Consider the following 12,371-nt stretch of genomic DNA (forward strand, 5'->3'; position numbering starts at 1 on the left):
GTGAGCGAAAGGCCCTGGGTGACGGCCCGAAACGGGCGGAAAGGACAGAACGAAGCCCCCGATCACGGGGGAACAACCGGGGGCTTCGTGTCCGCGGCGACTTCGAAAAGCCGCACATTGAGAACGTAAGACCTGTATGGCCCCTGGGTCAAGCGGAGTTGGGGCACAGTGTGGGCCGATTTGCGACTCTTCAGCGAGGTGGGGTGAGGCCGTTACGCTCGGTGAGCGGATGGGCGGTGTCGGGTGTCGACTCCGGCCCCGGGCGCCACGTGTACCCCTCCGGTACCTGCCGCACCACGGTGTCCGCGAAGGGGCGCGAGGGGTCCTGGGCGAAATGACGCACCTCCGCCTCCGTCCACGCGTCCCAGAAGGCGGAGAGCTCGCTTCCGTCGCGGTGCCGGCCCCGCGCCCAGGACGCTTCCGGGTCCAGCTCCATCCAGACGAGCAGACTGAGCGCGGGCCGCAGCGCCCGGCGGCCGGCCCCGACCCCCTCGACGAGCACCACGGGGGCGGGCTCCATGGTGCGCGCCTCGGTGAAGCGCCGCAGATGCCAGTCGTACGGTTCGTACCGGGCGGCCTCGCCGCGAGCGAAGGGTTCCGTCACCTGTCGGAGCAACCGGTCCGTCCAGCCGAAGAACTCCTCGTGCGTGGCCAGGTCGTCCAGGTGCAGCACCGGCGCCCCGCCGAGCGTCCGAGCGAGCCGGCCGGCGAACGTGGATTTGCCGGAGCCGGCGTGCCCGTCCACCGCGACCAGCCGCACCGGCCCGCACGAGGGCCGCAACTCCCGTACGGAAGCGGCCAGTTCGGGCAGGGCGTTGCCGGGGGGAGGCGAGCTGTTCATGCGTCCTGCCTGGGTATGGTCGACGGTTCGGTGTCCGACCGTACCGGGTGCCGGGACGCCCACCCGGGTCATGCCAGTGGTCGAGACCAATATTGGCGTCGGGACGCGTGCCGAATCACTGGCAGGACGGCCCCCGCACCCGGGATAGTTGGCCCGCTGTCGTGCACGCACCACCCCATCCGTAACCGACTGGGGGTCCTCACCATGACCGGCTCAACCCCACGCAGAACCGTCCTCGCCGCGGCCGTCGCCGTAGCGGCCGGCGCCGCCGTGACCTCGTCCGGCGGACCGGCGACAGCGGCCGCGTCCGGCCGCCCGTCCCGCCCCAGACAGGGCAAGCAGCTCGTGGACAACCAGGCCTGGACCACCCACGCCCAGTGGCGCTCCGGTACCGCGCACGGCGTACGCGCCGAAGCGGGCCGCCGCCCGGGCATCGTGATCGACCGCCCCGCCGGAACCACCCGCTACACCGACCCGCACACCGGGACGAGCGCCACCTGGGAGTACGCGAGCTGGACCTCGCCGTCGCACCGCTCCACCGTCCCCGCCACCGAAGCGGTCGCCCACTGGAACGCGCACACCCCTGCCGGGACCTGGCTCCAGATCGAGCTGCTCGGCACCTACACCGACGGCACCGAGACCCCCGCGTACGTCATGGGCCGCTGGACGGCCGGCGACGGTGACGCCGACATCCGGCGCACCTCCGTCGACGGCCAGGGCGACGGCAAGAGTTCCATCTCGACCGACACCTTCGCCATCGACGCCCCCGCCACCGGGCTGCGCCTGGCCGCGTACCGGCTGCGGATCACGCTGTACCGCCGGCCGGGCAGCCGGCTCACACCGGTGGTGTGGCGGCTCGGCGCGATGGCGTCCGACATCCCCGACCGGTTCACGGTGGACGCCTCCACCCCCGGCTTCGCGGGGGAGCTGGCGGTGCCGAGCTACTCGCAGGAGATCCACAAGGGCCAGTACCCCCAGTACGACAACGGCGGCGAGGCCTGGTGCAGCCCCACCTCCTCGCAGATGATCATCGAGCACTGGGGGCGGAAGCCGAGCCCCGCGGACCTCGCCTGGGTTGATCCGTCCTACGCCGACCCCCAGGTCTGCCAGGCGGCCCGCGGGACCTACGACTACCAGTACGCGGGCTGCGGCAACTGGCCCTTCAACGCGGCCTACGCCGCCACCTACCGGGACATGAGCGCCGTCGTGACCCGGCTGCGCTCGCTGAACGACGTGGAGCGCCTGGTCCGCGCGGGCATCCCGGCCATAACGTCCCAGTCCTTCCTCGCGACGGAGCTGACCGGCGCCGGCTACGGCACCTCGGGCCATCTGATGACGGTGACCGGCTTCACCGACGCCGGGGACGTGATCGCCCACGATCCCGCCGCGCCCGACGACAGCGCCGTGCGCCGCGTCTACAAGAGGCGCGAGTTCGAGAACATCTGGCTGCGGACCAAGCGCTACAACGCGAGCGGCAACGTGTCGTCCGGCACAGGAGGCGTCTGCTACCTGTACTGGCCGGCCGAGCCGACGGCCAGGCAGCGCACGGCGCTCGCGGCGGTCGGCCTCGGCTGAGGGGACGGCCGGCCCCCGGGGCAGTGATGAACGTCTCTACCCCGGGGGCCCGGTCCGCTGGCACTGTGGAACGGTCACCGGGGGGACCGTGCACCACACGACCGAGTGAGTTCCCATGACCCTGCCTGCCACCACGCTCGACGACCCCCGCGCCCTGGCCGAGCTGCGCGCCCGCACCGGCGGCCCCAAGGACACCGGCCCCAAGATCCTGGAGCACGTCCTGGGCTGGACCCTCGTGGTGGTCATCGCCATGCTCGTCACGCAGGCGGGGCTGCTGTAACCACCACGTGATCCAGCTCCGCATCGGCCCTCCAGTGCCGGTGCGGGATGCCCACCAGGCCGTACAGGAGCCGTACCGGTGAGCGCCGGGCGAGTAGCACCGCACCCGCCAGGAGAGCGAAGAGCGCGAGCCCCAGCGGCCACCCCAGCAGGCGCACCAGCGCGCTCGCGGCCACGGCGCCGACCAACGGCAGCCCGTAGACACCGGCCGCCGCGACGGCCACCGCGAGGACGCGTGGCACCTTCCGGTCCTCGTCCGCGCCCGGCAGCTCCCAGCCCTCCATGAGCCAGCCGATCTCCGTGACGAGCAGGGTGCCGATCACCGCGGCCCCCAGCACGAGGAGCGCCAGGAACGTTCCCGATGTCACGAAGTGCAGCACGTGGTTGACCACGCTGTCCTCGGGCCACGCGCGCAGCGCCTCCCGGCCGGTGGTGAGCAGACGGCGGTAGCCCGTGCCGTCCCATCCGTGGACGAGCACCGCGCCCATCAGGAAGTGGCCGCCGACGCTCTGCAGATAGGCCCAGTACCCGGCCCCCACGAGCACCAGCGCCTGCGCGACGAGGAACCCGAGCAGCGCGGCGACCACCGTGCCGCCCGCGTAGAGGAGCACGAACCCGGCCCAGACGCCGTGCGCGTCGCGGGCCACCTGCATCGTCGCCCACGACGGGTTCTGCCACAGCATGAACAGACCCGAGGGCACCAGGAGCACCGCCGCGAAGAGCACGGTCAGCGCGAGGTACGGGTTGGCGGCGCGGCTGCGGGTGCGTACGCCTCCCTCGTACACCGAACGCTGCCACCATTGCAGCTGGCGGGCGGCGGAGACGGCGAAGGTGGCGCCCGTCGCGTACGCCCAGAACAGCGAGGCCTGGATCGGGATCACGATGCCCCCAGGGTCAGACCGTTCGCGACGATCGAGTCCGAGGTGACCAGGGCCTGTTCGGCCGTCACCTGCGTCATGAAGACGAACGGCGGGACGATCGGCGGCACCGGCAGGGTGGTGGGGTCGAAGGTGAGACAGAGCAGTCCTTCGAGGCAGCCGCTGAACTTGCTGAGATAGAGCGTCACATTCCCGCTGAGGTCCAACGAGCGTGCGCCCAGCGCCAGTTCGTCGTGGCCGTCACGGGTGTTGAGACGGTAGTCGGTGAGCGAGGCCGACGTCATCCTGAGGACCATGACCTTGAGGGGGCCGTGCGCGGTGGGCACGGTCGTCACCCCGGCGAGCAGGAAGCCGTGGGGTGCGAAGCGGGTGGTGGTGACCGTCGGCGGCACCAGGGGCGCGGTGACGGCGCCCGCCTGAAGCAGAGCCGGGGGCTGTGGCTGTGCCTGGGCCTGCGCAGGTGTCCGGGCCTGGGCCGGCGGGCGCGGGCCGAGGGCGACGAGGAGGGCCACGGGCAGGACGGCGGCGAGCGTGCGCTGGGTGCGTACGCTCGCCGCGCGCCCGGCGCCGCGCTCCCTCGGTGTCCAGCCGAACCCCATGGCGCTGCCCGCGATCCCGAGCGCCATCCCGACCAGGAACCCGCCGAGGTTGGTGGCCGCGAAGGAGAGCACCGACAGGATCAGGGCGTTGAGGGACACGTAGTGCCGGGTGTGCGGCAGGAACCACAGGAAGAGACCGGCGACGACGAGGGCCAGCCCGATACCGATCGCGGCGATCCCGCCGAGCCCGAGACTGACCAGGATGGTCAGCGGCGACAGCGGCACGAGCAGCAGCTCCATGCCGCCGAGTACGAGGAGGATCCCGGCCCAGAACGGCCGCGTCCGCCGCCAGCCCCGCAGTGCGCGGCGGGCTTCGGGCAGCGGCAGCCGTGCGTCGAGCCACGGGTACCGCACGCCGGGCGCGGCGGGTGCGGCGGCCCGGAGCCGGAGTTCGCCGGGCTTGCGCGGGGGCTCGTCGGACCTGGGCCAGGACCCGTCGGGCCAGGACCGGGGTCCTTTGGACCAGGACCCGTCGGGCCCGGGCTCACCGGGCCCGGGGGCGCCGGGGGTGCGGCCCGTGCCCGGGGTGGGGCGGGCCGCGCCCGCGCGGGGGAGCCTCAGCAGGCCCAGTCGTCTCAGAAGCACTTCTTGCCGCCGATGCTCACATCGACCTTCATCCCCTTCAGCCGGAAGTCGCCGCCGGTCGCCGACCAGGCGTGCGACTTCACGCCGTCGACCTCGATGTCGCCCGCCTGGAGGCCGAACTTGCCCGGCTCACCCTGAACACCCTTGACGGCATCGAGGGTTGAGGCGTCCCGGCCGATCTGCGCCGTACCGAAGTGGGCGTCGCCGACCAGGTCCTCGCCGTCGATGACCAGATTGCTGGCGGTGACCTCACCCGCGTCACCGCCCGCCGTCAGTTTGAAGACGACCGTGCCGACGGGGGTGCTCACCTCGGCGGACTGGCAGATGTCGCTGAGCCTGGCGTCGCCGATGCCGAGCAGCGCCACAGGGTGACCCTTGCCGTCGACGGACTTGTCGGTCTGGACGTACGAGGAGAGCCCCGAGCTGGTCAGCTTCCCCGACGCGACCTGGAAGCTGGTGCCGGAGACCGCGAACGACGCGGCCAGCGCGCCCTCGGCCATCACATTGGCCATGATCCCGACCGCGACGACCGCCGGCAGGGCGACGACCGCCGTCTTCTTCCAGGCTGTTCTGCCTTCGGCCAACGGCCGTTTGGCTGCGCTCACTTGATCCTCCCGTACGATCCGGCGAACCCTCGGAAAGGCGGTGCAGGGGAAGTGCGAAGGCAGGTCTGCCATACTGCGGGCATCCTGCGGCAGTTGGAGACTAGGGCTTAATTTGAATAATAGTCAACAGGGCGGGACGACCGAAAGATCCCAGGCGCGTCGTTCCGAACTCATCGCGACCGGGCGGAAGTTGTTCGCCGACACCTCCTACGACGCGCTGTCGATGGACGACATCGCCCAGCACGCGGGCGTGGCCAAGGGGTTGATCTACTACTACTTCAAGTCCAAGCGGGGCTACTACCTCGCCATCGTCGAGGACTCCGTCGCCGATCTCGTCTCGCGCGCCGGGAGCGACACCGAGCTGCCCCGCGCCGAACGGGTGCACCGCACCATCGACGGCTATCTCCGCTACGCCGAGAACCACCAGGCGGCGTACCGGACGATCGTCACGGGCGGGGTCGGCTTCGACACGCAGGTGCAGGCGATCCGGGACGCGGTGCGCGAGGAGCTGATCGCCACCATCGCGGAGGGCGCCTACGGCACCCGGTCCATTCCGGTGCTCGCCCGGCTCGCGCTGCTCGGCTGGCTCGGCAGCGTGGAGAGCGTCACCCTCGACTGGCTCGGCTCCCTCGAACCGCCCCGCGACACCGTGCGCGAGCTGCTCATACGGATGCTGCGCCGCACCCTGGACACCATCGAGGAGTTCGAGCCGTCCTGTCCCGCCCCGGAGCCGGCCTGATCCGAGCGGGATTCCCTCGGCACGCCGAAGGGGCGGGCGGCCGAAGCCACCCGCCCCTCCTGGTGCAACTCCCGTGCTAGTGAACCGACTTGATGAGCTCACCGTTGGCGGTGTCGCCGCTCAGCTCCCACAGGAAGGTGCCGCCGAGCGCCTGGGTGTTCTTGTAGGTCATCTTGCCGGCGATGGTGGACGGGGTGTCATAGCTCCACCAGTTGTTGCCGCAGTAGGCGTACGCGGTGCCCGCGACCGTACCGTTGGCCGGGCACTTGGTCTTGAGCACCTTGTAGTCCTCGATGCCCTGCTCGTATGTGCCGGCGGCCGGTCCCGTCGCGCTGCCGCCGGGTGCCTTCTGGGTGACGCCGGTCCAGCCGCGTCCGTAGAAGCCGATGCCGAGCAGGAGCTTGCCGGACGGGATGCCGAGCTGCTTGAGCTTCTGAATGGCGGCGTCGGTGGTGAAGCCCTGCGTGGGCAGGCCGCTGTAGGAGGTCAGCGGGGAGTGCGGGGCGGTCGGCCCTTGCGCGGCCCAGGCGCCGAAGAAGTCGTACGTCATCGGGTTGTACCAGTCGACGTACTGAGCGGCGCCCGCGTAGTCGGTCGCCTCCATCTTGCCGCCGGCCGACGCGTCCGCCGTGATGGCGGCGGTGACCAGGCTGGAGCCGCCGAAATTCGAACGCAGCGCGGAGAGAAGGTTCTTGAAGGCCTCGCGTCCGCTGGTGTCACAGGTGAGACCGCAGGCGTTGGGGTACTCCCAGTCGATGTCGATGCCGTCGAAGACATCGGCCCAGCGGGGGTCCTTGACCAGCGAATAGCAGGACGAGGCGAACGCCGCCGGGTTCTTCGCGGCCTCGGCGAACCCGCCCGACCAGGTCCAACCACCGAACGACCAGAGGACCTTGAGCCCGGGGTGCTTCTTCTTCAGCTCACGCAGCTGATTGATGCTGCCCGCGACCGGCTGGTCCCAGGTGTCGGCGGTGCCGTCCACGCTGGAGGCGGCGTCGTAGGTCTTCTGGTAGTCGGCGTAGGCGTCGCCGATGGCGCACTTGCCGCCCGTGACGTTGCCGAACGCGTAGTTGATGTGGGTCAGCTTGGCGGCGGAGCCGGAGGTCTCGATGTTCTTGACGTGGTAATTGCGCTGATAGACACCCCAGTCGGTGAAGTACCCGACGACCTTGGAGCCGGCCGCGGCGGCCTGCGGGGCCGGGGCCTGAGCCCGGGCCCCGGCCGGGGGAGCGGGCTCGGGTGAGGCGTTGGCGCTGCCGGCGCCGGCGAGCAGGGTCACACCGAGCGCCGCGGTACACGCGGCGGCGACCAGGGCCTTGAACCGGGTGCGGGCACCCGCTGTCCGAACGGGGTCCAGGGCGTGGGGGAGTGGGGGGCGTGGTCCGGGCATCGTGATCTCCTCGTGGGGAGGGGAGAGTGGGGCAGGACGCGACGGCTCGAAGCGATTGACATGAACGCACTAAGTCGCTGAAGGGAACGCTAGAAGGACTAGACCAGTGCGGTCAATGGTGCGGACCAACTCCGGAGGGCCGAGTTCCGGGACCACCCGGGGAACCGCCTCCGGCTCGGAGTACGCGGAAATCGTGATCTTGGAGCCAGTGACGGGACGCGTCCGATCGGGCATACTCACAGCGCCACGGCCACCCGCCTGCTACTTCTGTGACCCGGAAGGGAAGGTAACGGCCGTAGAGCAGAGTCACCGGCGGCGCCGCCACACCCTGCGCGTGCGTCCGCCGCAGCGCCCGACAGGGAGGAGAGCGCGCCATGCCCGACCGTGCCCCACAGCCGGTGGAACGACAGCTGCCCACCGAAGAGGCCCGGGACCTCGTCGCCCTCGTGCGCGACATCGTCCAGCGGGAGATCGCGCCCCGGGCCGCCGAGCAGGAGGATGCCGGCCGGTTCCCGCGCGAGATCTTCACCCTGCTCTCGGAATCCGGACTGCTCGGCCTTCCGTACGACTCCGAGTTCGGCGGGGGCGACCAGCCCTACGAGGTCTACCTCCAGGTACTCGAGGAACTCGCCTCGGCGCGTCTCACGGTCGGCCTCGGCGTGAGCGTCCACTCCCTCGCCTGTCACGCGCTCGCGGGATACGGCACCAAGGAGCAGCAGTCCGAGCACCTGCCGTCGATGCTCGGCGGCGGCCTGCTCGGCGCGTACTGCCTCTCCGAGCCGGCCTCGGGTTCGGACGCGGCATCGCTGCGCACCAAGGCGGTGCGGGACGGCTCGGACTGGGTCATCACCGGCACCAAGGCCTGGATCACGCACGGCGGGATCGCCGACTTCTACACCGTGCTCGCCCGCACGGGCGGCGAGGGTGCGCGTGGCATCACGGCGTTCCTGGTGCCTGGCGACGCGGAAGGACTCTCGCCCGCCGTCCCCGAGAAGAAGATGGGCATGAAGGGCTCGCCCACCGCACAGCTCCACTTCGACGGCGTACGCGTCCCCGACGCCCGCCGCATCGGCGAGGAGGGCCAGGGCTTCGCGATCGCACTCTCCGCGCTCGACTCCGGCCGGCTCGGCATCGCCGCCTGTGCGATCGGCGTGGCCCAGGCGGCGCTCGACGAGGCACTCGCCTACGCGACCGGGCGGCAGCAGTTCGGCCGTCCCATCGCCGACTTCCAGGGCCTGCGCTTCATGCTGGCCGACATGGCGACCCAGATCGAGGCGGGCCGCGCCCTGTACCTGGCCGCGGCCAGGCTCCGCGACGCCGGGCGGCCGTTCTCGCGCCAGGCCGCGATGGCCAAGCTGTTCTGCACGGACGCGGCGATGAAGGTCACCACGGACGCGGTGCAGGTCCTGGGGGGCTACGGGTACACGGCGGACTTCCCGGTCGAGCGGTTCATGCGGGAGGCCAAGGTGCTCCAGATCGTGGAGGGCACCAACCAGATCCAGCGGATGGTCATCGCCCGGCACCTGGCGGGTCCGGAAACCCGCTGACCCGGAACTCGTTCCCCGTGGGAACGTGGCTCGGCCACACCGGGGCCGCCACGATCCGGACCCACTCCTGATCGCGGCGCCCCGGCAGGGTCCGCCCCTTGCTCGCCCAATGGCGCAGCAGGGATTGGTAGATGGGCGGATCGGCATATTGCCGAACCGATTCGGCGGCCGCCGGCGCTGGGGTGGGGCCGGGTTCGAACGGGGCCACGCGGCGGCGCCGGCCGCGACCGGGGGCGCTCGAATAAAGCAGGCTCATGGCCTGCCAACGCGAGCGGCCGAAGAGCGGTCACCCTTGGGCGGATACGGCTGTATGTACGGTGGCCCCCTCCGGAGCGAGGTCCCGGTAGGGGTGCTGGGAGGTCAGCAGCTCCACGACGGCCTCAATGATGGCGTCCCGAACAGGCTGGGGCAGGCTGTCGCGGTACTCGGAAGCGGCCTTCGTCCAGTCGACGGACCGGGGCGGACCAGTGAACTCCCCGCTCACTCGCCGGGCCCGAGCCGGCTGATCCGCGTGTGGATCTCGGCAGCCTCTTCCAGCAGTGCCTGCGCCTTTTCCGGGTCCGCGGCCCGGGCGGCGCGCTCTTCCAGATCGCGGACGTGACGATCGAGTTCGGGGTCGCGTGCCAGGGCGTACTCGGCCCACCATCGGGCCAGGAAAGCCGGCGCGGCGCTGATGTCGTAGGTGTCGGCCACCTTGGCCCGCCAGCTTGCCTCGAAGTCGGGCAGGAGCTCGGGAGCGTGCGCCGCGATCGCGGCACGTAGCGCGGGGATGCTGCGCTCAGGCAGCGGGGGAACGTCAGACGGATGTCCCGGGGCGGTTGTCACGGCGGTCCCTCCTGGATCGGCATCCCCACGATAGTGCGACGCTCGCCGTACCGGGGCCTCGATGGACGCATGGGAGCGAAGTCGGCCGGAGCGCTGTAGCCCGCTGGGCTCCGTCCCGGGTGCGGCGGTTCCCCGGCTCGCAAGAGCCGGCTTCCGGGAAGCGGCCGTCATCGGCCGACCGGGGTATGGCGAGGCGGGCGTAGCTGACGTACCGTCAGATCCCCGCGCTGGACCGGAGGTTGCCCATGCCCAACAACCGCCCCATCCCCCTCGACGAGTACCCCATCCACCAGGCCCCCCTCTCCATGGCCCACGTCGCGACCGGTGACCGCAACGCCTACGACCGCTGCATCTTCCACGTCTTCGACCACCAGGGGCGGGCCCTGCTCATCGCGGGGCTCGGGGTGTATCCCAACACCGGGGTGATCGACGCCTACGCCACCCTCCGCGTCGGTGACACGCTGCACGCCGTCCGCGCGTCCGACGCCCTCACGGACGACCGTATGAAGCTGAGCGTCGGCCCGTTGACGATCACCGTCGACACCCCGTTGCGCCGCTTCTCGCTGCACTGCGCTCCCGATCCGGACGAGCCGGGTTCACTCTCGTACGACATCGTCTGGGACGCCGACTTCCCCGCGCTGTGGGAGCCGCACCACGTGCAGCGCAAGGGGGACCGGCTCACCCTTGAGGGGCGGCGGTTCGTGCAGGCGGGCCACTGCTCCGGCGTGATCCGGGTCGGCGGCGAGGAGATACCGGTCACGGCGGGGGAGTGGACCGGGACGCGCGACCGCAGTTGGGGGGTGCGGCCGATCCCCGGCGAGGAGGCCGGGCGCGGCGACGAGTACCGGCCCGAAGGGTTCCACTGGCTGTGGGTGCCGGCCCGCTTCGACGACCGGTTCGTCATGGTCATCGCGCAGGAGGACGCCGACGGCTACCGCACCCTCAACGAGGCGGCACTGGTGCGCGAGGGCCACCCCGACGCCCAACTCGGCTGGCCCCAGGCCGACATCACCTACCGCCCCGGCACCCGTCACCCCGAACGCGCCGTCATCCACCTCACCGACCAGGCCCGCAAGCCCCTCGAACTCGGCGTCGAGATCCTCGCATCCTCCCCCCTCGCCGTCGGCGCCGGCTACCCGCCCGCCGACGGGTGGCAGCACGGCACCTGGCAGGGCCGGGGCTGGACGGACCGTCAGGTCTACGACCTCTCCGACCCGGCCGCCCACCCGATGGCCGCGTACGGCGTCACCGACCACGCCGCCCGTTTCACCCTCGACGGACAGACCGGTTACGGGATCTTCGAGCACGGCAGCTTCGGCCGTCACGACCCCAGCGGCTTCGCCGACTACACCTCCGTCGCCCCCTGACCCAGCCGCCCGCCCGTCGTGAAGGGAGCACCACCTTGGCCACCGCGCCCCGCCCCCGCACCTCCACCCGTGACCCCGAGGACGTCGGCCGCCGCCTGTCCGCCTGGCTCGACGCCGAGCTGCCCGGCGCCCGCGTCACCGGCATCCGGGTGCCGTCGTCCAACGGCATGTCGAGCGAGACCCTCCTCTTCGACATCGAGCACCCCGACACCTCCGTATGCGCCTGCGCCCTGCGGCTCGCCGCCGCCCCGGACGCGTACACCGTCTTCCCCGTGTACGACATGGCCCGCCAGCACCGCGTGATGCGCCTGGTCGCCGAGCACACCGACGTACCCGTGCCCCGCGTGCGCCGGCTCGAAGAGGACCCCGCGCCGCTCGGGGCGCCGTTCTTCGTCATGGACCGGGCCGAGGGGCGCGTACCGCCGGACGTCATGCCCTATACGTACGAGGGGAATTGGCTGCACGCCGCCGACGACGCCGAGCGCGCCCGTCTCCAGGACGCCACCATCGACGTCATCGCGCGGCTGCACGACCAATTCCCGGTCGGGGAAGCCGAGTTCCTGCTGCCGGACGGCAAGGGGTCCGCGCTGAGCCGTCATGTCGCGGCCCAACGGGACTACTACGCATGGGTGGTTGACGGCCTTCCGCGTTCACCGCTCATCGAGGCGGCCTTCGACTGGCTCGACGCGCACTGGCCCGACGCCGAGGGCCCTTCGGTGCTCTGCTGGGGCGACGCCCGCATCGGGAACATCGTCTACGACGGATTCGAGCCGGCGGCCGTCCTCGACTGGGAGATGGCGGCCTGCGGCCCCCGCGAACTCGACCTCGGCTGGACCGTCTACCTGCACCGCTTCTTCCAGGACCTCACGGTGAGTTTCGGCCAGCCGGGCCTTCCGGAATTCCTGCGGCGCGACGACATCGAGCGGCGCTACGCCGAACTCACCGGCCACACCCCGCGCTTCATGGAGTTCCACACCCTGTACGCGGCGCTGCGGCACGCGGTGGTCATGCTGCGCATCGCCTACCGGCAGGTGCACTTCGGCGAGGTCGAACCGCCCGCGGACCCCGACGCGCTGATCCTGCACCGGGCCAGCCTTGAGGCCATGGTGCGCGGTGCGTACTGGAGTTGACCGGTAGTCGG

12 protein-coding genes are annotated in these 12,371 nt (G+C 71.3%); 6 read left to right on the forward strand and 6 right to left on the reverse strand.

Features of this window, described 5'->3' with window-relative positions:
* Positions 1–190: 190 nt before the first annotated feature.
* Positions 191–841: a hypothetical protein gene (locus tag AB0D31_RS20775; protein ID WP_362725022.1), complete on the reverse strand. Its 651-nt coding sequence runs from the start codon at positions 839–841 to the stop codon at positions 191–193.
* 204 nt (positions 842–1,045) lie between these two features.
* Here AB0D31_RS20775 and AB0D31_RS20780 point away from each other — a divergent pair, with 204 nt between their 5' ends.
* Together AB0D31_RS20780 and AB0D31_RS20785 are read left to right on the forward strand one after the other, a co-directional pair.
* Positions 1,046–2,416 carry a peptidase C39 family protein gene (locus AB0D31_RS20780; protein ID WP_362725025.1) on the forward strand — a complete coding sequence of 457 codons (1,371 nt, stop codon included), beginning with the start codon at positions 1,046–1,048 and terminating at the stop codon, positions 2,414–2,416.
* 115 nt (positions 2,417–2,531) lie between these two features.
* Positions 2,532–2,696 (forward strand): SCO1431 family membrane protein, encoded by a 165-nt coding sequence (locus tag AB0D31_RS20785; RefSeq protein ID WP_267054282.1) that lies wholly within the window; start codon positions 2,532–2,534, stop codon positions 2,694–2,696.
* Here AB0D31_RS20785 and AB0D31_RS20790 read toward each other — a convergent pair.
* Genes AB0D31_RS20790 through AB0D31_RS20800 form a run of 3 tightly spaced genes read right to left on the reverse strand, consistent with a single transcriptional unit; the run spans position 2,674 to position 5,362 of the window.
* Positions 2,674–3,576 carry a hypothetical protein gene (locus tag AB0D31_RS20790; protein ID WP_362725028.1) on the reverse strand — a complete coding sequence of 301 codons (903 nt, stop codon included), beginning with the start codon at positions 3,574–3,576 and terminating at the stop codon, positions 2,674–2,676. The genes AB0D31_RS20785 and AB0D31_RS20790 overlap by 23 nt on opposite strands.
* Positions 3,573–4,757, reverse strand: coding sequence for a DUF6114 domain-containing protein (locus AB0D31_RS20795; protein WP_362725030.1), 1,185 nt, complete (start codon positions 4,755–4,757; stop codon positions 3,573–3,575). The genes AB0D31_RS20790 and AB0D31_RS20795 overlap by 4 nt, the downstream gene beginning before the upstream one ends.
* On the reverse strand, positions 4,748–5,362 hold the full coding sequence (locus tag AB0D31_RS20800; protein ID WP_362725033.1) for a DUF6230 family protein: 615 nt from the start codon (positions 5,360–5,362) through the stop codon (positions 4,748–4,750). Before AB0D31_RS20800 ends, AB0D31_RS20795 begins: the two co-directional genes overlap by 10 nt.
* Before the next feature lie 112 nt (positions 5,363–5,474).
* Between AB0D31_RS20800 and AB0D31_RS20805 the strand changes: the two genes are divergently transcribed.
* A complete protein-coding gene (locus tag AB0D31_RS20805; RefSeq protein ID WP_362725035.1) occupies positions 5,475–6,101 on the forward strand; it encodes a TetR/AcrR family transcriptional regulator in 627 nt (208 codons plus the stop codon).
* Positions 6,102–6,177: 76 nt separating this feature from the next.
* Here the strand turns inward: AB0D31_RS20805 and AB0D31_RS20810 are convergent, their stop codons facing one another.
* The gene (locus AB0D31_RS20810; RefSeq protein WP_362725037.1) at positions 6,178–7,491 is read right to left on the reverse strand and encodes a glycoside hydrolase family 18 protein; all 1,314 of its coding nucleotides are present in this window, start codon (positions 7,489–7,491) and stop codon (positions 6,178–6,180) included.
* A gap of 374 nt (positions 7,492–7,865) precedes the next feature.
* Here AB0D31_RS20810 and AB0D31_RS20815 point away from each other — a divergent pair, with 374 nt between their 5' ends.
* Positions 7,866–9,038 (forward strand): acyl-CoA dehydrogenase family protein, encoded by a 1,173-nt coding sequence (locus tag AB0D31_RS20815; RefSeq protein ID WP_362725040.1) that lies wholly within the window; start codon positions 7,866–7,868, stop codon positions 9,036–9,038.
* Positions 9,039–9,518: 480 nt separating this feature from the next.
* Here the strand turns inward: AB0D31_RS20815 and AB0D31_RS20820 are convergent, their stop codons facing one another.
* Entirely contained in the window at positions 9,519–9,863 is a 345-nt protein-coding gene (locus tag AB0D31_RS20820) for a hypothetical protein (protein WP_362725043.1), read from the reverse strand.
* A gap of 245 nt (positions 9,864–10,108) precedes the next feature.
* On the opposite strand from AB0D31_RS20820, the gene AB0D31_RS20825 reads away from it, so the two are divergent.
* Entirely contained in the window at positions 10,109–11,230 is a 1,122-nt protein-coding gene (locus AB0D31_RS20825; RefSeq protein ID WP_362725046.1) for a hypothetical protein, read from the forward strand.
* A gap of 35 nt (positions 11,231–11,265) precedes the next feature.
* Complete coding sequence (locus AB0D31_RS20830) at positions 11,266–12,360, forward strand: phosphotransferase family protein (protein ID WP_362725049.1); 1,095 nt, start codon at positions 11,266–11,268, stop codon at positions 12,358–12,360.
* Positions 12,361–12,371: the final 11 nt, after the last annotated feature.

The organism is Streptomyces sp. NPDC048361, assembly GCF_040651795.1.
In the GTDB taxonomy this organism is placed as follows: Bacteria; Actinomycetota; Actinomycetes; order Streptomycetales; family Streptomycetaceae; genus Streptomyces.

What these genes read in the sequence shown, in the direction of transcription:
- AB0D31_RS20825 (WP_362725046.1), top strand. Translation starts at nt 10,109, where the DNA reads ATGCCCAACAACCGCCCCATCCCCCTCGACGAGTACCCCATCCACCAG.
- AB0D31_RS20815 (WP_362725040.1), top strand. Translation starts at nt 7,866, where the DNA reads ATGCCCGACCGTGCCCCACAGCCGGTGGAACGACAGCTGCCCACCGAA.
- AB0D31_RS20780 (WP_362725025.1), top strand. Translation starts at nt 1,046, where the DNA reads ATGACCGGCTCAACCCCACGCAGAACCGTCCTCGCCGCGGCCGTCGCC.
- AB0D31_RS20785 (WP_267054282.1), top strand. Translation starts at nt 2,532, where the DNA reads ATGACCCTGCCTGCCACCACGCTCGACGACCCCCGCGCCCTGGCCGAG.
- AB0D31_RS20810 (WP_362725037.1), bottom strand. Translation starts at nt 7,491, where the DNA reads ATGCCCGGACCACGCCCCCCACTCCCCCACGCCCTGGACCCCGTTCGG.
- AB0D31_RS20775 (WP_362725022.1), bottom strand. Translation starts at nt 841, where the DNA reads ATGAACAGCTCGCCTCCCCCCGGCAACGCCCTGCCCGAACTGGCCGCT.